This is a genomic window from Ruegeria sp. CDSA246, from assembly GCF_059611225.1.
Genome location: NZ_JBXWPD010000005.1, coordinates 58,714 through 79,503, shown reverse-complemented (window position 1 = coordinate 79,503; position 20,790 = coordinate 58,714). Strand labels below are relative to the sequence as shown.

General features: G+C 57.3%; 21 protein-coding genes. 8 read left to right on the top strand and 13 right to left on the bottom strand.

Annotation, left to right across the window (positions count from 1 at the left end; genetic code table 11):
• Positions 1-288: 288 nt before the first annotated feature.
• The 6 genes from AC2FI9_RS07700 to AC2FI9_RS07675 form a co-directional block, all read right to left on the bottom strand.
• The gene (locus AC2FI9_RS07700; RefSeq protein WP_496767051.1) at positions 289-480 is read right to left on the bottom strand and encodes an IS66 family transposase zinc-finger binding domain-containing protein; all 192 of its coding nucleotides are present in this window, start codon (positions 478-480) and stop codon (positions 289-291) included.
• 149 nt (positions 481-629) lie between these two features.
• Positions 630-794 (bottom strand): hypothetical protein, encoded by a 165-nt coding sequence (locus tag AC2FI9_RS07695; RefSeq protein WP_496766918.1) that lies wholly within the window; start codon positions 792-794, stop codon positions 630-632.
• A gap of 97 nt (positions 795-891) precedes the next feature.
• Entirely contained in the window at positions 892-984 is a 93-nt protein-coding gene (locus AC2FI9_RS07690; protein WP_496767050.1) for a hypothetical protein, read from the bottom strand.
• A 517-nt stretch (positions 985-1,501) separates the two neighbouring features.
• Entirely contained in the window at positions 1,502-2,689 is a 1,188-nt protein-coding gene (locus AC2FI9_RS07685) for an alpha-hydroxy acid oxidase (protein ID WP_496766917.1), read from the bottom strand.
• A gap of 12 nt (positions 2,690-2,701) precedes the next feature.
• Complete coding sequence (locus AC2FI9_RS07680; RefSeq protein ID WP_496766916.1) at positions 2,702-4,765, bottom strand: TRAP transporter large permease subunit; 2,064 nt, start codon at positions 4,763-4,765, stop codon at positions 2,702-2,704.
• Between the two features lie 115 nt (positions 4,766-4,880).
• A complete protein-coding gene (locus AC2FI9_RS07675) occupies positions 4,881-5,930 on the bottom strand; it encodes a TRAP transporter substrate-binding protein (protein WP_496723567.1) in 1,050 nt (349 codons plus the stop codon).
• A 350-nt stretch (positions 5,931-6,280) separates the two neighbouring features.
• On the opposite strand from AC2FI9_RS07675, the gene AC2FI9_RS07670 reads away from it, so the two are divergent.
• Positions 6,281-7,063 carry a FadR/GntR family transcriptional regulator gene (locus tag AC2FI9_RS07670; protein ID WP_496766915.1) on the top strand — a complete coding sequence of 261 codons (783 nt, stop codon included), beginning with the start codon at positions 6,281-6,283 and terminating at the stop codon, positions 7,061-7,063.
• 20 nt (positions 7,064-7,083) lie between these two features.
• Here AC2FI9_RS07670 and AC2FI9_RS07665 read toward each other — a convergent pair whose 3' ends face one another.
• The 6 genes from AC2FI9_RS07665 to AC2FI9_RS07640 are packed head-to-tail and all read right to left on the bottom strand — an operon-like array spanning position 7,084 to position 11,816.
• Positions 7,084-7,896 (bottom strand): energy transducer TonB, encoded by an 813-nt coding sequence (locus tag AC2FI9_RS07665; RefSeq protein ID WP_496766914.1) that lies wholly within the window; start codon positions 7,894-7,896, stop codon positions 7,084-7,086.
• Complete coding sequence (locus AC2FI9_RS07660) at positions 7,893-8,288, bottom strand: ExbD/TolR family protein (RefSeq protein WP_496766913.1); 396 nt, start codon at positions 8,286-8,288, stop codon at positions 7,893-7,895. Before AC2FI9_RS07660 ends, AC2FI9_RS07665 begins: the two co-directional genes overlap by 4 nt.
• A complete protein-coding gene (locus AC2FI9_RS07655; protein ID WP_496705078.1) occupies positions 8,285-8,656 on the bottom strand; it encodes a biopolymer transporter ExbD in 372 nt (123 codons plus the stop codon). The genes AC2FI9_RS07660 and AC2FI9_RS07655 overlap by 4 nt, the downstream gene beginning before the upstream one ends.
• Complete coding sequence (locus tag AC2FI9_RS07650; protein ID WP_496766912.1) at positions 8,646-9,290, bottom strand: MotA/TolQ/ExbB proton channel family protein; 645 nt, start codon at positions 9,288-9,290, stop codon at positions 8,646-8,648. The genes AC2FI9_RS07655 and AC2FI9_RS07650 overlap by 11 nt, the downstream gene beginning before the upstream one ends.
• Positions 9,291-9,318: 28 nt before the next feature.
• Positions 9,319-9,765 carry a hypothetical protein gene (locus tag AC2FI9_RS07645; RefSeq protein ID WP_496766911.1) on the bottom strand — a complete coding sequence of 149 codons (447 nt, stop codon included), beginning with the start codon at positions 9,763-9,765 and terminating at the stop codon, positions 9,319-9,321.
• 20 nt (positions 9,766-9,785) lie between these two features.
• Positions 9,786-11,816: a TonB-dependent receptor domain-containing protein gene (locus AC2FI9_RS07640; RefSeq protein WP_496766910.1), complete on the bottom strand. Its 2,031-nt coding sequence runs from the start codon at positions 11,814-11,816 to the stop codon at positions 9,786-9,788.
• A 233-nt stretch (positions 11,817-12,049) separates the two neighbouring features.
• Between AC2FI9_RS07640 and AC2FI9_RS07635 the strand changes: the two genes are divergently transcribed.
• Genes AC2FI9_RS07635 through AC2FI9_RS07620 form a run of 4 tightly spaced genes read left to right on the top strand, consistent with a single transcriptional unit; the run spans position 12,050 to position 15,833 of the window.
• Positions 12,050-13,105 (top strand): hemin-degrading factor, encoded by a 1,056-nt coding sequence (locus AC2FI9_RS07635; protein ID WP_496766909.1) that lies wholly within the window; start codon positions 12,050-12,052, stop codon positions 13,103-13,105.
• Positions 13,105-13,980, top strand: coding sequence for a heme/hemin ABC transporter substrate-binding protein (locus tag AC2FI9_RS07630; protein WP_496766908.1), 876 nt, complete (start codon positions 13,105-13,107; stop codon positions 13,978-13,980). The genes AC2FI9_RS07635 and AC2FI9_RS07630 overlap by 1 nt, the downstream gene beginning before the upstream one ends.
• A complete protein-coding gene (locus AC2FI9_RS07625) occupies positions 13,977-15,053 on the top strand; it encodes a FecCD family ABC transporter permease (RefSeq protein WP_496766907.1) in 1,077 nt (358 codons plus the stop codon). The genes AC2FI9_RS07630 and AC2FI9_RS07625 overlap by 4 nt, the downstream gene beginning before the upstream one ends.
• A 3-nt stretch (positions 15,054-15,056) precedes the next feature.
• On the top strand, positions 15,057-15,833 hold the full coding sequence (locus AC2FI9_RS07620) for a heme ABC transporter ATP-binding protein (RefSeq protein ID WP_496766906.1): 777 nt from the start codon (positions 15,057-15,059) through the stop codon (positions 15,831-15,833).
• A 62-nt stretch (positions 15,834-15,895) separates the two neighbouring features.
• Here AC2FI9_RS07620 and AC2FI9_RS07615 read toward each other — a convergent pair whose 3' ends face one another.
• The gene (locus AC2FI9_RS07615; RefSeq protein ID WP_496737727.1) at positions 15,896-16,498 is read right to left on the bottom strand and encodes a TetR/AcrR family transcriptional regulator; all 603 of its coding nucleotides are present in this window, start codon (positions 16,496-16,498) and stop codon (positions 15,896-15,898) included.
• A 139-nt stretch (positions 16,499-16,637) separates the two neighbouring features.
• Here AC2FI9_RS07615 and AC2FI9_RS07610 point away from each other — a divergent pair, with 139 nt between their 5' ends.
• The 3 genes from AC2FI9_RS07610 (at position 16,638) to AC2FI9_RS07600 (ending at position 20,741) form a co-directional block, all read left to right on the top strand.
• Positions 16,638-17,102 (top strand): (2Fe-2S)-binding protein, encoded by a 465-nt coding sequence (locus AC2FI9_RS07610; protein WP_496766905.1) that lies wholly within the window; start codon positions 16,638-16,640, stop codon positions 17,100-17,102.
• Positions 17,103-17,105: 3 nt separating this feature from the next.
• The gene (locus tag AC2FI9_RS07605; protein WP_496766904.1) at positions 17,106-19,292 is read left to right on the top strand and encodes a xanthine dehydrogenase family protein molybdopterin-binding subunit; all 2,187 of its coding nucleotides are present in this window, start codon (positions 17,106-17,108) and stop codon (positions 19,290-19,292) included.
• A gap of 129 nt (positions 19,293-19,421) precedes the next feature.
• Complete coding sequence (locus AC2FI9_RS07600; RefSeq protein ID WP_496766903.1) at positions 19,422-20,741, top strand: glutamine synthetase family protein; 1,320 nt, start codon at positions 19,422-19,424, stop codon at positions 20,739-20,741.
• Positions 20,742-20,790: the final 49 nt, after the last annotated feature.

Genomic DNA, 20,790 nt, shown 5'->3' with positions numbered 1-20,790 from the left:
GTCGTTCATCCCGAACCTAGGTTTAGACTAGCGCGGTTCTGGTCTTTTTCTGACCAAGCGCCCGCGTCTTCACCACCATATCATCAGCAAAAACAGCCTCACCCTGTGACACTATAGGCTCGTATGGCATCTGCCAGTGGTTCCAGCACGGCAATGGACTGGCCCACCCAGTCGGTCAGGATCGAGCGTTCCAGATCGATACCATCGTGGTATTAATTCTGGGTAGAGTGGAAGGTAGTCCGCATACTTTGAGGCCAGTATATGGGCCGACAAGCCTGGCCCTGATCGCTAGCGTTCTATCGGGTGCGAGTGAGGTGCGGATTGAATAAAAGCCACACAATCCGGACAAGCCTTGCCGGGCCAGACGCTACAGTTCACGACAAACCGGCCCGAAACATATTCCAGTTCTTCGGTCACATCTTCGCCCAGAGACTTCAGTATTCGGCCACAATGCGTGCATTCCTTCCCTAGCGAAAGGATCTACTGCTGCCGATCTAGATGCTCAGGAAACGGTTTGCGGCTGTGTTGCCGGGTGGGCTTGCTTTCTTCAACAGTAGGCGTGAGATCAGCCTGTACCTTGGCTCACGTTGAAATCCGTTTATCTTCTTCGAACGAAAGTTAGCGCTGAATCAGGTTCTCCAAATTGACCCGTAGCGATGCCGGTTGTGGCCAGTCAGTTGTTGCTGGAGCTTCTCTATCGCCAACGCCTGAGAGTTGACCTCGACCGCCAGCAGCACTTTGGTTCGGCGCAGTTCGGCAGGGTCATTGGATCCGATGTCAATGTCATTCGGCATCGCTGATCATGTACTGGATCGGCGAAGCCAGGTGAATCCTAAAAAGGACAAAAGACCTATGTTTATTGATCTATTCCGTGTTGAGCCGCGGTCAGGTCTATTGCGGCAGCCGCCGGTAGATGCCCTCCAGCAACATCGACGAGTGCGCAAGCGTCACGCTGATCTTGCCATCCTTCGCTACGGGCCACATAAATCGGCCTTTCTCCAGCCGCTTAGAGAGCAAGGACCCTAGCTGATATCTCACCAGATGATCTTCAGAAAATGGCCACAACGGCCCCCGGAACCAATCGCCGCTGGCAAAAAGACCGGCTGTACCAAATGCGTAAGTTTGAGATCACCGGACGGGTACAGCTGAACGGAGGTACAAGCCGGCATAAGATCAACCAACGAGCAACCAAAAATTGTTGCAATCCCCAACCCACGAGCATCATCACAGACTGTGGTATGTTTCCCACTGGATCAGCCAGCTTTCCCAAAACAAACAACGTATCATCCTGGAGGCTGACGATTTGGCACCCGTTGTTCGGTGGCGACACAGGCCTGCAGTACATTCCACTGCTCCAGCAGGGTACCGGGTAGAACAACGCTCAGCGCCTAACCCTCAACCGTTGTGAATCCTTGGCGGAACGGTTCGGTCGCGCCTGCGTCTGTTGAGACATAGCGCGGGCCAACGATGGCGCGGAAGTTGGCTATGAGGGCTTTATTGGTCATGCCGCGTTCCGCTGCACTTTGCCCAGATCCGTCGCTGGTTCACGGACGCGCAGGTTACCGCGCGTCAGTTGATCGATCCGCGTAACGCCCATCAGCTTCATATCGCGCTCGATCTCAGCCCGCATCAATCCCAACGCCCGTTCGACACCCGGTTGGCCAGCGGCGGCCAACGGATACAGATAGTGCCGCCCTACCCCGACCGCCTTGGCGCCCAGCGACAACGCCTTGAGCACATGGGTCCCGCGCTGAATTCCGCTGTCCATCATCACGTCCACACGGTCGCCGACCGCATCGACGATTTCGGCCAACTGGTCAAACGGGGTGCGCGAGCCGTCCAACTGTCGACCGCCATGGTTTGAAAGGATGATTCCGGTACACCCGATCTCAGCCGCGCGGCGTGCGTCCTCGACTGTCATGATACCTTTAAGGCAGAACTGGCCATCCCACTCACGCACCATCTCGGCCACATCATCCCAGTCCATCGACGGGTCCAGCATATCGGTGAAATAGCCGCCGATCGAGCTGGCACCGCCACCCATATCCACATGTTCATCCAGCTGCGGCAGGCGGAACTTTTCATGCGTGACATAATTGATGCCCCACATCGGTTTGACCGCGAATTGGATCATCCCACCCAGAGTCAGGCGGAATGGGATCGAGAATCCCGTTCGCAAGTCACGTTCACGATTGCCGCCGGTAATGCTGTCGACGGTCAGCATCATGACCTCGACGCCCGCCTCTTTGGCGCGCTGCATCATGGCAGAGTTCAGGCCGCGATCCTTGTGGAAGTAGAACTGATAGACCTGCGGGTTCTTATGCTTCTGGCGCAATTCTTCTAGCGAAACAGTGCCCAGCGACGACACACCAAACATGGTCCCGAATCTCTCGGCCGCCGCGGCCACTGCACGCTCCCCCTGATGGTGGAACAACCGTTGCAGCGCAGTCGGCGAGCAATAGACCGGCATATCCAGCTTTTGGCCCATGACCGTGACGGACATGTCCACTTCTTTCACCCCGCGCAGAACGGAGGGCAACAGATCACATCGTTCAAACGTCCGGGTGTTTTCGCGATACGTCACTTCATCGTCCGCGCCGCCGTCGATGTAGTTAAAGATCGGCCCCGGCAGGCGGCGCCTGGCCAGCCTGCGGAAGTCCTGGAAGTTATGGCAGTCCTTCAGGCGCATGTCTCTTCCTCCTCAATAGGCGACTGATGGCAGCCAGGTGGCAAGCGTGGGCCACAGGAAGACAAGCGCCAGCCCGGTCAATTGCAGTAAGACAAACGGAATGATGCCCTTGTAGATATGGGTCAGCTTTATCTCGGGCGGGCAGACGCCCTTGAGATAGAACAACGCGAAACCCACAGGCGGCGTCAGGAAGCTGGTCTGCAGCGTCACTGCCACCAGAATGACGAACCACACCAAGGCTGGTTCATCCAGAACACCGAAACCTGGGATGTCGATGCCCAGCCCATTTACGATGGGGCGCATCAGGGGCAGCACGATCAGCGTGATCTCGATCCAGTCCAGTACAAAGCCCAGCAGGAAGACGATGAACAGGATGAAAAGGATCGTGCCATTGGCCCCAAAACCGGTGGACTGCACGACATGTTCAATCAACTCATCCCCACCGAGTTCCCGCAGGACATAAGAGAATACGGTCGCTCCCAGGAAGATCGCAAAGATGTAGGCGGTGGTGTTGAAAGTCGATACCAGTACGTTCCAAAGCTTGGAGAACGTCAATTTTCGATACCCCAGCGCCAACAGCGTCGCGCCCAGCGCACCGATCCCCGAGGCTTCGGTAGGTGTGGTCATACCGGCAAAGATTGAACCCAGAACCGCAAGGATCAGCAATAGCGTCGGTATGACTGCGATCAGAACGTCCTTCACGGCGGCCCAGTCTGGGGCCGTTGCGCCCTCGGGCACAGGAGCCGCATCGCGGTTCACCAATGCCAGGATGAAGATGTAAGTCAGGTACAGGCCACCGATGATGACGCCTGGGAAGACCGCAGCCATGAACAGATCGCCCACAGACAAAGCCATCTGGTCTGCCATGATCACCAGCATGATTGACGGCGGGATCAGGATGCCCAGCGTGCCAGAGGCTGAAACCACCCCAGCGGCCAAGGTGGGCTGATACTTCTGCTGCATCATTGACGGCAGTGACAGAACGCCCAGCAGCACAACGGAAGCACCGATGATGCCCGTAGAGGCTGCCAGAATGATCCCGATTAGCGTGACCGTGATCGCCAGACCGCCACGCACGGTGCCAAACAGGCGCTGCATCGAAGACATCAGACGTTCGGCTACGCCGCTTTCGTCCAGCATCAGGCCCATGAAGATGAACATCGGCAGGGCCACCAGAACTGCGTTGGACATGGTCGCATAGACACGGTTCACCACCGCGCCAAGAGTCAGATAGTCGAGTCCGGTAAAGGTGCTCTCAAGCCCCGTCCACAGCATCAGGTCGTTGTCAAAAAGATAGGCCAGCCCGCAATATGCAACGCCGACTCCGGCCAACACCCAGGCCACAGGATATCCTGTAAATAGCAGCGCAATGAATGTCAGGAACATTGCGATGACCAGTTTTTCCTCGGTCGTTTCGACCAGAAAAGTCAGGCCAACGCAGACAGCTGCGAATACAGCAAGGACCAGCAGAATGCGACGCAGCGATGCGCCATCGCGCTCTGATGCCGGTCCGTACATCAATGCGTGCCCATCATGGATCAGCCGCGCCATCGCAGCCAAGCCCAGCAGAACAAAACTGATCGGAATGACCGCCTTGAAGGCCCAGCGCGCAGGCAGACCAGTGGGGCTGTCCGAGCGCTCGCTAACGCGGAAGCTTTCGTAAAAATAGTCGTACCCCTGATCGATCATCAGATAGATGAACGGAGTCAGCAGGGTCAGGATGCCGGTCACTTCTATCACTCGCTGCGCGCGACGGGACAGTTGCATGTGCAAAACGTCAACGCGCACATGGCTGTCTGTGATCAAGGCATAGGATATGCCGATCATCGTGACGACGCCGTAAAAGTGCCACTGGATCTCGTCCAGTTTGGGATAGTTCTGGCTGAACAGATAGCGCAGCGAGACCTGACTGAAGATCGCGGCCATCAACAGGACATTGGCCCACATCACTACGTGCCCGACGGCTTTGACACCTGTATCAATAACAACGGCGATCTTCTGACGGTCGGTGTCGGGATGTTCCAGGATGCCTTCATAGGCTTCGACTGGATCACTTAGGGTCTTTTGCGTGGCCATGGGTAATCCTCGCTCAGTTGACCGGCGCGAGCGCGGTCAAGGGAATGCAGGTTTGAAATCCTGATAATGTCCGAGGCGGAGGAGCCCGCCGCCCCGGACGCGTCAGTAAGTCAGATTACTGACGGGGGAGGAACGCATTGGTTTTCCACAGGTCATAACCGTCGCGGAATTCGTTCAGATCGGCCAGAACCTTGGCAAAGAAGGCATCGTTGGCGGCCTCTTCGGCAGCAACGTCTTCCCAGGTCGCTTGGAAAGTATCCAGCATCTCGGGCGACCACTGCTTGATGGTGACGCCGTTGTTTTCAACGTTGTCGATCAGCGCTGCGTGCTGGATGGCTTCGCCTTCGGCAAAGCTGTCAGCCATCGATGCCTTACAGGCGTTTTCGATGATCGCCTTGTGCTGCTCGCTGGTCTCGTTCCAAACGTCCTTGTTAATCATCAGCTCAAACACGGTCGCCTGCTGGTGCCAGCCGGGGAAATAGTTGAACTTGACCAGTTTATGAAAGCCCAAACGCGCGTCGATGGCAGGCATCGAGAATTCAGTCGCATCGATGGCGCCTTTTTCCAGCGCGGGGAAGATTTCACCACCCGGCAGCAGCGAGGTCGCCACGCCCAGTTTCTGCATGACTTTGCCGCCCAGTCCGAAGAAGCGCATCTTGAGGCCACTCAGATCTTCAGGAGAGTTGATCTCGGTTGCGAACCAGCCGGACGTTTCAGGGGCGATGACAGCACAGGGGATGACGTGGACGTTGTATCCCGCCTGATCATACATCTCTTGGTACAGCGACATTCCGTTGCCGTAATACAGCCACGCCATGTATTCTCCCGCCTCAGGACCAAACGGAACCGCCGAGAACAGCGGCGCAGCCGGGATTTTACCTGCCCAGTAACCAGCAGTGGTGTAGCCCGAGTTAATCTTGCCGGTCGACACGGCATCCAGAATTTCGAACGGAGGGACCAGTTTGCCCGGCTCATAGACCTTCATCTTCAGTGTGCCGCCGGACATCAGGTCAAGCTGCTCGGCAACACGAGGAATCGGGGAACCCAGCCCTGGAAGCTCGGTCGAGAACGCAATCGGGGTTTTCAGCAGCAGTTTGTCAGCAGCAACCACAGGTGCCGCCATCAAGCTGGCAGCCACGGCAAGGCTCGTCAGGGTCTTTTTCATGAAATCTCCTCCAGGGTCGGTCGGACATGGCGTCCGATCATTTTGTGACGCGAGATCTTCTGGCGTCTTAACTGGTAAATAAAGTTGACCAAACATTTCAGTCAACAACTTTATTTACCAATGGTTCGATTGTTAATTGCCTGAAGACGACCCAGACCGCCTAGACTTAAGAAAGTCGCCGCCGACGGAGTCTGGGCGCGTGTTCCGGCTTTTTTGTTTACTGGTAACCAGTTGCAATCCAAACAATCCGAGAGATTTCTCCGCTAAATCAGGCATTGAAAAACATACACTCAAAGGTTACTTTTATTTACCAAAGGGGTTCTGAATCTTTTTCAGAAGGGTAAACCACGATGAACACGACAGCGATTTTCGAACCGATCGGGCACGAATCACTATCGGATGCAGTGGTGGCTCAGATTGAAGACCTGATCGCTTCGGGCATTCTCAAGCAGGGTCGCAAGCTGCCATCGGAACGCGATCTGGCGGAAACCCTTCGCGTCTCCCGCCCCAAACTGCGTGAGGCGCTGGCCGTTCTGGAAGAACGCGGTTTGGTGACGACGCAGCATGGTGAAGGCACATTTGTAGCCGCACTGACGGGCAGCGCCATGCTCCCTGCCCTGTTGGCGCTGTATGAACGCCATGAGCCAGCGTTTTTTGATTATCTCGAGTACCGCCGCGAACAGGAAGGATTTGCCACCAAACTCGCCGCGCGACGGGCGACCAAAGCGGATAAGGAACGGATCACGGACATCCTGGCCGAGGATGAACGCGCCTGGCACGAGAAGGATGCATTGGCCTCACGCGAAGCTGATTTTGCGCTGCACGCCGCAATTGTGGACGCCAGCCAAAACGCGACGCTCATCCACATGATGGCGTCAATCTACGAGCTCACACGGCAAGGTGTATTCTACAATCGTGATTTTCTGAAGACCATCGACGGCACGGGCAAGCTGTTGATGGAGCAGCATCGCGAACTGGGAATGGCGGTCATCGCAGGCGACGAAGCACGTGCGGAAAAGGCTGCGTATGACCACATCGACTTTGTAGAAGAGTCCTTCAAGCTTGGCATTGAAAGACGCCGCCGTGAGGCAATGGCTGAAAAGCGCCGCCTTCTGTCTGATTCAAAACTCTGATCAAACAGTGCAAGTCGTCCTTATTTTCCAACGATCTCAATCATGTAATCACGACGGGCTGTGGCCGGAGGTGGCTGAAAAGGCGCTGCCGCGCGTACCTGGGCAAGTGCCACCTGATCCAGACGTTTCGACCCCGAGCTGCGTTTAACGGTGACACTGACCAGCGCCCCATTGTCGCTAATCCGAAAACTCACCAGCACCGCACCACGAATATTGACGCTCTTTCGTCGGGCACGGGTGATCTTTCGGATCACGTGGCCTCTGTAATTGCTGGCCTCAGCGTTACCCTGCCCGACCGCTACGGAACTTGTCTTTTTGGCCATCGCAGCGCCTTTGCTGGTTTTTCCCGATGCGTTGCCTTTTCTGGCGCTCTTTTCAGAATTGCCAGCCTGCGACGCAACCTGATCGACCTTTTGTTTGGTCGGGTCAGCCGGTTTCACGGCTGGGGTTTTCGCGACGGCTTCGGTCTCTGACGGCGCTGCTTCTTGCGCTTCGGCGGATGCTTGTCGATGGGTCACCGCGACCGCGGCTTTGGTGTCGGCGACAGTATGCTTTATCGCCCCGGGAACTGACGCCCGGGCCTGAGAGGTTGGGCTGACCGCAGTTTGTCGCTGTGTCGGTGCGACGGTCGGTTGATGTGCAGTAGCGGGTGCCGAGGCGGTGGCCCCGGTCACATAGTCCTTGAAAGCATCCCCCAGCGCAGCAACTTCGCCCGACCCGCCACCTTCGACAAGCACCTGTTCACCTGCAGAAAAGTCATGCAGGGCAAAAACATGGGTGGCTGCGGCCAGCGCCAAAGCGGCAACAGCTATGCCACGCGATCTGGGTATCATTGCAAACCCCTTTCTGTGACCACGTACACCCTTTTTGCACCCAGCGCGCGCAAGGCATCACTGACCTCTTTCAGCCGAACAGCAGGCAAAGCCCGGTCCGGCACGACGCGAACATCATCCAGCGGCAGGTTGATCGACGCGCGTTCCACATACGCCTCAACTCCAGTCAGTTCGGCGCCCCGGTATTCCAGTGAACCATCGCTACGAATGACCAAAGCATCGGGTGGCTCGCGACCGTCCAGATCACTGGTTTCCACCAGCTTCACCGATTTACTCAGCGGCGGTGCAAGCGTGCCTGCAATCATGAAAAAGATGAGTATCAGAAAGACGACATTGATCAGTGCGATCGTTGGCTCTCGACCCTGTTTTGCCTTGCGTTTGAGTTGAATCATCCGATCACCTGTGCGCGCAAATGGTCGATGCCTTTCAGCACCGAAAGCAAATCAATCAGCTGTTGCGAAGTCGCGTTCTGTCCAAGACTGATCAACGCGGTCTGAGGCTTATCGGTCGCCATCACCATGGCCATGTCTTCGAACGCGGCAAGCGTGCCATCAACCAAAATACGGTCGGCCTCAAGTTTGACAAAGCGGATTACCCGGTCAGTTTCCGCTCCTCCGGCAGCGGCAGTGGCAAATTCGATTTCGCCATATTTGGAGAACGTCGACGTCAGCATGAAGAACAGCAACAGCAGAAAGATGACGTCAATCAAGGACGTCATCGACAAGCGCCTGCGCCGTCTTCTGCGGACGTTAAGTGCCATGGGCGAAAACCTGTTGCGGGGTTTGATCAGCCACCGGCGCGTCCTCAGCATAGCCCGGTGCAAACACGGTTCTCAAAGCGCGGTTGGCAAAGGTACGCTCTCGGTTCATGCGTGCCTCGAACCACGTCAGGACCATCGAAGTCGGCATAGCGACCGCAAGGCCGGCGGCGGTCGTCAACAAGGCCACCCAAATGCCACCGGCAAGCAGCGATGGATCAACAGAATTGCCCGCGCCCTGTAGGGTTTGGAACGCCTCGATCATGCCCAATACGGTCCCGAAAAGCCCCAGAAGCGGCGCAAGTTGGGCGACCATATCCAAGACTTTGAACCCTTGCTCAAGTTGGGCAAACCGCGCTTCGGCCTCGGCGTCGGTACGTTCGGACAGGGTGCGATCCCCACCAGACAAGGCCATCGCGATTATCGGGGCAAGGTAGCTGCGACTTTTGCCCAGATGCGCCCTTGTCTCAGGAAGGTCCTGACGATCCCATGCCTGAATGGCCCGCGAAAGCTCAATATGACGACCGACACCTGCGACGCGAAACTGCCACAGCTTGTACAGAACCAACGAAAGTGTTGCGATTGAGGTCACGATCAGGATGGCAACAACCGGCCCGCCCAATTCCAGAATTTCCATTATTTTACTTATAACTGCGCCCATAACCTCACCCAATCACTTCCGTTTTAAGGCGGCTGGTGAGCGTGAGCCCGGACATGCAGGCATCGGCCATGTCAGATTGTGTCACACATTCCTGTGCACCGTTGATCAGTATTCGGCTGATCTGATCGCAAGCCATGTCGTTGAACTGAAACTGCCGCACACGGGGCTTGCCCGAAGGCAGCTTGGCGAAGTCCAACAGTGTCAGCAGGGCCACCTGACCTTCAGCATCGAAAAGAACGGTCTCGTAAACTGCGCCGTCGATATCGATGTCATGGGTGTTTTCAGCGACAAAACTCAGCAAACAGCTTTCGCCCTTTACCTCGGCGCTGCTGAGTTCGATTGATACGCCGTCGGGCTTTTGCGTTTCCTCTGCGCTGGCAATCCCTGCCCCCAAAATTGGGAGCAGGGTCAGCAGGACCACCCGAGCATTTCTTTTGATTGTTGTCTGCATGACTGGTCCTTTCGTATGGATCAGAAGGTTTTAGCCAAGGTCAGCTTGAAGTTCCTACCCGGTGAGTTGCGGGTCGAAAGGTTCGGCAGATAGTTCTTGTCAAAGATGTTCTCGACGCCTGCGCGAACTTCGAAACCTTGAAATGCGCCTTCCTGCGGCAGATAGGTCGCGCGCAGGGTGTTCACGCCGTAGCCAGCAACCGGATCTCCACTGGAGTCGGTGCCGGATTTGGCGCCGAACAGCTCCCAGCTGACGTCCAGAGTTTCGCCAAAGCGTTTGCCGACTGTTACCCGCGCTGAGTCTGTCGGCTCGTTCCGCCATGGTGAGTCCACGCCAAGCGAGCTGGTTTCAGTCCCTTTGACGATGTTTGCATTGAAGTCGACATAGTACCCAGCCGCGCTGGCATACGACGCCTCGATTTCAACGCCTTTGGTTTCAACTTCCTGCAGCGGGCGCGAAGGCCGGCCAGATACGTAAGACGTGATGTCCCAAAGATCTGTCTTATAGAAATTGACCTTGGCACGTACCACATCACCCGCAGCAAAAACATCGCCACGGTTATACGAGAAGCCCGCTTCCCATGTGCGCGACTTTTCAGGCTGCGTCATGTATGCTGGTGTGCCAAGATCGTCGATGATTGGCAGGTTTTCCGTGTATGCACCGCTGCCGAACACGGCAAAGCCGCTGGCAAATTCGTACCTTGCAGACAAACCGCCCATCAGCGCGTTGTTGTCATAGCTTTCATTGCGCGGAGCCGGTGCATCACCGTCGCCTTTGATGTCCTGCGTCTCGTACCGGATCGCCGGAGTGATGGTCAGCTGATCGCCGATCTGAATATCGTCCACGGCAAACAGTGCGACACGACGATCGGTACCACCGGGGGCCGAGGGCGCGTCCAGACGCTCGCGATTGATGAATTCGATCCCGGCGCGCAGGTCGTGCGAGGCGACGCCGGTTTGGAAGTACGACGTATTCTTGATCGTCAGCTTCGTGGTTTCATAGTTGTGCGTCGCGTCAGCCAGCCCACGAATGCTTGGGAAGAATGGCGTTCCTTCCAGGCTTGAGGACCCGGGCACGTAAGAGCTGTCAATCTCTTGCTCCGAGTAGCTAAGGTTTACGTCCAGATCGATCAGGTCATTGCCAGCCGGGCGGTATTGATACCGCAGAATGCCGATTTTCGTTTCGATATCGCGGTCTACGTTGCCAAATGAATCCGATGTCGTGCCGAACGAGTCATACGGAACATCGCGTTCTTCCGACGTCGACTGATTATAGGACGCGGTGATCGAGTGTTCGAGGTCGTCACCAAAGCTGTATTTACCCTTTGCCAGAAGCGACGGTAGCGTAAAGGCACTGTTACCGATCGTATCGCCATTACCGTCCTCCTGATCGTTCTGATCACGATAGGTATAGTTGAACAGGAATTCCGTCTGGCGGTTTGGCTGCCAGGCCAGGATGGACGACGAGGCAAAGCCATTCCCATTGGAATACCCTTCCAGCGTTTGACGGAACCGGAAGCCCGGCTCACCACCGGTGAAATCTGACGCGTCTTTGGTTTCCAACTGAACCACGCCGCCTACGACACCCGAACCGTATTCGAACGACCCCACAGTGCCGCGAATGACTGAAACGCTTTTGTATAGCTGCGGATCAGTGAACAACTGATTGCCGATCCGATACAGCTCTTCCGCGCCGGTTGTTGCCCCATCGACAAGGATCAGCACTTTCTGGTCGGTCCCAAAGGTGCCGTTGGCACCGAACCCACGGATATTGATCCCCGACCCTTGCGGTGTCGAGCCATTGACCAGCGTCACACCGGGCACCGTGTCAATCAGTTCTGCGACGGTGTTGGCCTGACGGTCGTTGATCTCTTCCTGATCGATATTGGTGACCGGCACGGCGGTATCCGTTTGGATTTCCCGTTTGCTTTCACCCAGTTCCAGCGTGCCCAGGAAGCCTTCATCCTGTTCCTGCGCCGAAGCACCAGCCGCTACCATGCTCAGGCACGACACCGTACCAAGCAACCCCATCTTTTGAATACGCGAACGCATTTCTGTCCCTTCGAAATTTTAAGAGGACCGGAAATGCTTGCTCCGCGCTGGCTTGGTCAGTCTTTTATGATTTTTGGAATCGCCTTTTTTGGCGACTTGTGCTCGTTAATAAAGCTGACTAAAACAGTCAACATAAATTCCTAGTCGTCCGTACGACCGCCGCCAGCAGTACACCGCGTTCAACGGTGGCCGTGCCAGCCCGACACCCATGACAATCGAAGATGGAAAAACCCATGACGGAACAGGTGCTTCTGGCCCCGGATCAAATTCGTGCAGCCTATGCTAAAAACACCGGAAAACGTGACCGCGATTTGGCGGAATCACTTGGAATAACCGAAGGTCAACTCGTTGCGGCGTTTGCGGGTATCGACGTAACGCGGCTTTCGGCAAGCCTTGATGACATCTTCCCGATGCTCAACGGGCTGGGTGAGGTCATGGCGCTGACGCGCAACCTCTCTTGCGTCATTGAAAAGGTCGGGCAATACGACAACTACCACTCCGGTGCGCATGCTTCGATGGTTCTGACCGAAGAGATTGACCTGCGCATGTTCCCCGGCCAATGGGTCCACGCCTTTGCCATCGAACGTGAAACGGACAAAGGGACAAAGCGATCCCTTCAGGTTTTTGATGCCGCCGGAGATGCGGTGCACAAGATCTTTCTGCGCGATGGCTCTGACCTGAACCACTGGGACGAACTTGTCAGCAAATTGAAGGCGAATGACCAGTCCCAGACTCTGAGTGTCGAGCCGCGAAAGCCAACCGGGGCCGCCAAAGTGAACACCGACAAGGTCGAACTTCTGCGATCGGAATGGGCCAAGATGACGGATACACACCAGTTCCTGCGTCTGACCTCAAAGCTCAAGATGAACCGATTGGGCGCCTACCGCGTCGCTGGTGAACCGCTGGTTCGCGCGCTAGAACCGGCAACGGTTTCCCAAATGTTCGAACAAGTCCGAGACCAAGGGCTTGAGGTTATGGTCTTCGTCGGCAACCGGGGGTGCATCGAAATTCACGGTGGGTCGGTTGAGACGCTTAAACAGATGGGTCCGTGGTTCAACGTGCTTGATCCGCGCTTCAATTTGCACCTGCGCTCAGACCATATTGCCGAGGTTTGGGCCGTGACCAAACCCACCCAACGCGGTCCCGCCGTGTCAGTTGAGGCGTTCGATGCCGAAGGTGGTCTTATTCTGCAGATATTTGGTCGCCGTTCAGGCGAAAACGATCACCGCCCGGCCTGGGACCAACTGGTGGCAGGCCTGCAATCCAAAAAAGAAACCGAGGTGGCGTGATGAGCCCCCTTTGCAGGTTTTCGTCGGTCGTCGCGCTAGCCGGCGCGCTGATCGGAACATCAGCCATCGCAGCAGATGAGCCAGAACCCAACCGCATCATCGCCATCGGCAGTTCCGTGACAGAGATCGTCTATGCCCTGGGTCAGCAGGACCGCCTTGTTGGGCGGGACCGGACCTCGACCTACCCGGTTGATGTGTTGGACCTGCCCGATGTCGGCTATATTCGTGCGCTGTCCCCCGAAGGGGTCTTGTCGGTGAAACCCGATCTGATCGTGGCGCTGGAAGGATCCGGTCCGCCCGAAGCGGTAGAGGTTCTGAAAGAGGCTGGCGTGCCGTTCGTTTCGATCAGTGAGGACTATTCACGCGACGGCGTGGTGGAAAAAATCCGGGCTGTCGGGGCCGCCCTGGGTGTCGAAGATGCCGCCGAAGAACTTGCCACTCAGACCGGTGCCAAGATTGACGGGGCCCATTCGAATGCAGTTGATGCTTCGGTGGGCGGCACACTCCGGGTTCTGTTTATCCTGTCGGCTCGGGATAATCGCATCATGGTTGGCGGCGCGGACACACAGGCGGACAGTATCATCCGTCTGGCTGGCGGCGTGAACGCGGCTGGGAACGTATCGGGTTTTAAACCCATGACACCCGAAGCGATCGCCACAACCGCGCCGGACGTGATTCTGATGATGGATCGACAAGGCAACCACATCACCGCCAATGAAGACCTGTTTGCCATGCCAGCCATCAAGCTAACGCCCGCTGGACAGAAAAAACGTCTAATCCGCATGCAGGGGGCCTATCTGCTGGGCTTTGGCCCCCGAACGGCCGAGGCGATTGCTGATCTGTCGGCGGAATTGCAGAGAAAGAGCGGCTCATGACCCTTGCAATGGATCACGATGGCCTGAACGTGGCCGGGCGCGACCGGCGGGTGACGGCGCGCCGAGTCACTCTGGCCCTTATGGCGCTGTTGGTCTTCACCAGCATCTGCAGCATCTCGGTCGGCGCGTCGGACGCATCCGTTCGCGCAGCATTCACGGACCTGATTGCAGGGCGGGACATGTCGGACCTCGACCGGATCGTCCTGTGGGATATCCGACTGCCCCGGCTGGCGATGGGAGTTCTTGTCGGCGCCGCTTTGGCGGTTTCCGGCGTGGTGATGCAGGGCCTGTTTCGCAACCCTTTGGCTGACCCCGGAATTGTGGGCGTCAGCGCAGGTGCCGGTCTGGGCGCGATTTCCGCGATCATCCTCGGTGCGTACCTGCCCGCCTCCATTCTGGCCTGGGTCGGTAATAGCTTGGTCGCCGTGGCGGCATTTCTGGGCGGGTGGACGTCCGTCTTGCTGCTCTATCGCGTTTCAACACGAGGCGGGCAAACATCGGTTGCAACCATGCTGTTGGCAGGGATCGCGTTGGGTGCGCTGTCGGGCGCTGTGTCCGGGGTTCTGGTCTACATGGCCGATGACCAACAGCTGCGCGACCTGACGTTCTGGGGCATGGGCTCGCTGGCCGGCGCAACATGGACCAAAGCAGCCACGGCCGCTCCGATCATCTTGATTTCCGTGTTCACGGCCCAGTTCCTTGCCCGTGCGCTGAACGGCATGGCGATGGGCGAAGCCGTGGCGCACCACATGGGAATCCCGGTTCAGCGCAGCAAAAACATCGCCATTCTGGCCGTGGCCGGCGCGACCGGAGCCGCCGTCGCAGTCTCCGGAGGCATTAGCTTCATCGGTATCGTTGTGCCGCATCTGCTGCGGTTGGCGACCGGACCGGACCACCACCGCCTGTTGATGAACTCGGCCCTGTTAGGGGCTAGCTTACTGCTGTGTGCAGACATGATCAGTCGCCTGATCGTGGCACCGGCCGAACTGCCGATTGGCATCGTAACTGCAATCTTAGGCGCACCGGTCTTCCTGTGGATTCTGCTGCGGCGTCACGGAACAATGGGAATGTAAGTGATGAAGGGCGAAAACATACACGTCAAACTCGGCCGTAAGGAGATTCTCCACGGCGTGGACTTTGACGCAGAACCCGGAAAAGTTACAGCCATCATCGGCCCGAATGGCTCGGGAAAATCTACGTTACTCAAAGCCTTATCAGGCGAACTTGAATCTTATGGAGCGATTTCTCTGAACGGGCACAGCATGTCCGAGCTGAAGCCTTGGCAATTGGCTGCAATGCGCGGGGTTCTCCCGCAATCGTCAACCGTTGCATTTCCCTTCACCGTGCTCGAGATCGTCCGGCTGGGCCTAGCAAACGGGCTAGCAGCGGCGGATGACAGTCTGCCAGCGCAGGCCCTGGCCTATGTCGACCTCGCTGGGTTTGAGCACCGGTCTTATCAGAACCTTTCGGGGGGTGAGCAGCAACGGGTTCAGCTTGCCCGCGTTCTGACCCAAGTCTGGGACGCGACATACCACGATCAACCCAGATGGCTGTTGCTGGACGAACCCGTTGCAAGCCTGGACATTGCGCATCAGTTCACTGTGCTGGGCGTCGCAAGAAACTTCGCCACACAAGGCGGCGGCGTTGTTGTGGTTATGCACGACCTGAACCTGACGGCGCTGTTTGCCGACTATGTGTACGTCATATCGGAAGGATCTGTTTGGGGCTCAGGCACACCAACTGCGATCCTGAACGACCAGACTATGCAGCAGGTTTATGGTATCGACTTGCCGGTCAGCACCCTTCCTAAGGCTCAAGTTCCGTTCATTCTACCGCAGGCCATGACGGCTTAAGAACAATACTGTGGCGGGCATTTTCTTTAGACTTAGATGCGCGCCCCGTCGTTGCATTGAACCTAGACGCCATAGCGACTGAGGATCATGGCGACGCTGCTTTCTATGGTCGCGGTCATCTCGGCTTCATTCAGAACATTACCAGTGAAAACCATGGGCCAGAAAGCTCTGGACTTAATCAGGCCGATGAATTCCTGTCCCGCCTGTTCGGGGTTTTCGATCCGCAACTGCCCGTCTTCGGCTGCATCCCTCAGCATCTCGATAAAGATCGCTGTTTTGTCCAGTTTGCCTTGCGCAGCGGCAGCAAGATCAGGGTTGCGCAGGGTTTCGCTGATCACCATCCGCGCCATCGCCATCACTTCGGGCAGCATCAGAATGCGCCCCTCGGCCCAGGCCAGATCGGTCAGCTGTTTACGAATGTCGCGCCCTTTTTCATAGCGGATGTCCCGAACGGCCGCGAACCGGTTAGACAGTTCCAACACGATGGATCTAAACAGGTTTTCCTTGCTTTCAAAGTACTTGTACAGCGTGCGCTTGGACACTTCGGCCTGCGCAGAAATGCGATCCATGCTGGCAGCGGCGAACCCCTTTTCTTGGAATTCCGCTACGGCCGCTTCGATGATCTGGGCATGTTTGGACGCATTCGGCGCTGTGCATTCGTTCATATTTTAAAGCTATAGACCCATTGACAGATCAAGGTCAAACACTACGTAAACTCTCCAGTTTACACGCGCGGATTTCTGGCCTAGTGTAAACCCGCCAGTTTACCGACTCAGGTAACCAGCCAACACGGAGAGCCCCCTCATGGCACTGACATTAAAACTGAACGGCGAAACCCACTCGGTCGACGCCGAACCCGGCACGCCCCTGCTATGGGTGATCCGGGACGAGCTTAAGCTGACCGGAACCAAATTCGGCTGCGGTGTCGCATCTTGCGGCGCGTGCACCGTGCATCTGAACGGCGAGCCTGTGCGCTCGTGCCAGACTTATATCGAAGATGTCGAAGATGCCGAGATCACCACAATCGAGGCGGTTGGAGACGACAAAATCGGTGCGGCCATTCAACAAGCTTGGATCGAACTCGACGTGGTCCAGTGCGGCTATTGCCAGTCGGGTCAGGTGATGTCGGCGGTTGGACTATTGTCCGAAAACCCCAAACCCAGCGTCGAAGAGATTGACGATTACATGCATGGCAACGCCTGCCGTTGCGCCACCTATCAACGCATTCGCGCCGGCATCCAGCGCGCATCTGAAATTTTGGAGGCCTGATCCATGACCATCAACACCTCCCGCCGTGGATTTCTGAAAGGTGCCGCTGCTGCCGGTGCCGTCCTGCTGGTTGGCGCACGCCCTGATGGGGCGCTGGCGGCTGCTTCGTCAGAGACCGCTCAATTCAACCCGTTCGTGAAGATCGATGCAGATGGCACTGTAACAGCCATCGTAAAACACTTTGAAAAGGGCCAAGGTCCAGCTACCGGTCTGCCGACGCTGATCGCCGAGGAGATCGGCCTGACCATGGACCAGATCGAATACGAATTCGCGCCGTCCAACCCGCAGGTCTATAACAACCTGCTGTTCGGTCCCTTCCAGGGCACTGGCGGATCAACCGCAATGGCGAATTCGTGGATGCAATACCGTCAGGCAGGTGCGGCGGCGCGTGAGATGCTGATCAATGCCGCCGCGCAAAGCTGGGGCGTGGACGCATCCGGCATCACCATTGAGGAAGGTATCGTCAAGGCAGGCGACAAATCGGCCCCAATCGCTGAATTCGTGGCCGCGGCCTCTCAACTGGAGGCCCCGGCCGAGCCGCGCTTAAAAGACCCGTCAGAGTTCCGTCTGATCGGCAACGAGACGGTGCGCCGCAAGGATTCGGCAATCAAAGGCAACGGTCAGGCAATGTACGCGATGGACGTCCATCTGCCGAACCAGATGGTCGCCATGATCAAACGGCCCGAATCGAAGGGTGGCATCGCAAGCGGCTTTGACGACAGCGCGTCAAAAGAGGTCAAAGGCTATATCAGTGCCGCCATCCTGCCCAATCAGGCAGGTGTCGCTGTCTATGCCGAAAACACCTGGGCCGCCATTCAGGCGCGCGACGCGCTTGAGGTAGACTGGGACATGTCCGGATCTGAGACCCGCGACTCGGACCAGATCAAGGCCGAAATCATGGCCGCTCTGGACGCCGAAGCCACGTATAACGTGAACAAGGCGGATATCGCAGCGGTGTCGGCGGCCATTGATGGCGCGGACACGGTCGTTGAAAAGACCTTCTATTTCCCGCTTTTGGCACATGCCCCGATGGAACCGTTGAACTGCACCATCGAGCAAACTGCCGAAGGTGACATTGTCCTGCACGATGGTGCCCAGATGCCGACCGGCCCGCATATGGCCTATCAGCAAATCTTCCAACTGCCGCCAGAAAAGATTCACATCAAAACAATGCTGGCCGGCGGATCCTTTGGACGGCGGGCGACGCCAGATGCGGATTATCAGGTCGAAGCTGCGCTGGCCTTTGTGGTCACCGACCGCTCGCGCCCGGTCAAACTGGTGTGGACACGCGAAGATGATATCCGCAGCGGTTACTACCGCCCCGCCTTTGGCCACAAGGTTCGCGTTGGCCTGGACGCCGATGGCAAAATCGTCGGCTGGCAGCATCAGGTCGCCGGTCAGTCGGTCATCAAGGGCACACCGTTTGAGGCCGTCGCGGTACATGACGGCGTCGACCACAGCTCTGTCGAGGGCATTGCCGACAGCCCGTATGACATCCCCGGAATGGCCTTGGGTTTAACCGACACCCCCAAGGCAACAACGGTTCTTTGGTGGCGCTCGGTGGGGCACACGCACACCGGGTATGTCATGGAGACGATGATGGATACCGTTGCCGAGGCCGCAGGTCGTGACCCGGTAGAATTCCGTCTGTCCCATCTGTCGGACACCAACAATGCGGATCAGCAACGCAAGGCAGAAGTTCTGAAGCTGGCTGTTGAGAAGGCCGGTTGGGGCAATGCTCCTGCGGGTCGCGCACAAGGTATCGCGGTGCATAAGTCCTTTGGGTCTTATGCCGCACAGGTTGTTGAGGTGTCCGGTGATCCGGAAAACGGCATCAAGATCGAGAAGGTCACATGCGCCGTGGATTGCGGGATTGCCGTGAACCCCGACGTGGTGCGCGCGCAGATGGAAGGCGGTATCGGATATGGTATCGGCCACGTCATGCGTGATCAGATCACGCTGACCCAAGGCGCGGTGGATCAGTACAACTTCCCTGATTATGAACCGCTGCGCATCGGCGATATTGCCGAGATTGACGTTCATATCGTGCCTTCCGCCGAAGCCCCCACTGGTGTTGGAGAACCCGGCACACCGCCTTCGGCCCCCGCGCTGGCCAATGCGATCCGGGCGCTATCCGGCGTGAAAGTCACCACTCTGCCGATGGTGGAAAACGGCGTCAGCTTCGTCTGACGGCCAACCCCGCGCCTGTCCCACTGGACGTGCGCGGGGTTTTTCTCAGCCAAAGAAAATTTGATCAAATTTCGTGACAACAGGTCACTCCTCTATTACACCTCGGGTAGCCAAGTAATGGAGTCAGTGATGGATCTGAGCGCCCTGCACAGTTTTCGCGTTGCCGCATGTGACCTGAATGGTCAGATGCGAGGCAAGCGTGTGCCGCCCTCTTACGCCGACAAGCTGGACAAAGGCACGCTGCGCATGCCGTTTTCAGCGTTGAATGTCGACCTGTGGGGCGCGGATATCGACGGCAGCCCGCTGGTATTCGAATCCGGTGACGCAGATGGTGTCTTGCTTCCGACCGAGCGCGGTCCTGTGCCTGTGCCTTGGCTGGAAACGGAAACCGCTCTTGTCCCCATGTGCCTGTATGACGACGATGGCACCCCGTTTGCTGGCGACCCCAGGCATGCACTTGCCTCTGTTCTTGATCGCTATGCACAGCGCGGTTGGTCGGTCATTGCGGCGACAGAGCTGGAGTTCACCTTGCTCGACGCCTCGGGTGCGCACCCGCAGCCGCCGGTCAATCCTGTGACCCAGCGACGACTGAAGGATGAAGCAGTCCTGTCGATGGCCGAAATGGATGCCTTCGATGCGTTCTTCACCGACCTTTATGACGGGTGCGCTGCGATGGATATTCCCGCGCAAACCGCCATCTCGGAAAGCGGTATCGGCCAGTTCGAAATCAACCTGAATCACCAAAACGCCATGCGCTGTGCCGATGATACATGGCTTTTCAAGGCCTTGGCGCGTGGCCTTGCCCGCAAACACGGGTTCACCGCAACCTTCATGGCGAAACCCTACGCCGATGACGCTGGTAACGGGATGCATGTCCATTTCTCGGTCGTGGACCAACACGGCCGAAACGTTTTCGATAATGGCGGCCCCGAAGGCACCGATCTACTGCGTTGGGCCGTGGCGGGATGCCTGACCGCGATGCCCGGATGTACGCTTGTCTTTGCGCCGCACGGGAATTCATACACGCGCCTGGTCCCGGGCGCGCACGCCCCGACCGGTGCGTGCTGGGCCTATGAAAACCGCACTGCCGCTGTGCGCATTCCCGGTGGTGCATCAGCTGCGCGGCGGATCGAACACCGCGTCGCCGGTGGGGACATCAACCCCTATCTGATGTTGGCCGCTGTTCTGGGGGCCGCTATGAACGGCATCGAAGATCAGTCGGAACCGCCTGCCCCGATTTCGGGCAATGCCTATGAGATCGACGGGCTGCCGCAATTGGCTGCCGACTGGACCCAAGCCATTGCAGCATTCGAAACAGACCCCAATGTCGCGCGCATCTTTCCGGCCGACCTGATCCGCTATTTCGCCATGACCAAGCGACAGGAAATCAAGCGGTTCGCCGAGCGTCCATCCGAAAACCATTGGCTGAGTTATGTCGAAGCCGTATGAGCCCCCTTGCCCGCCCGCATCCGCTGGGCTAGAATAAATTTGATCAAAT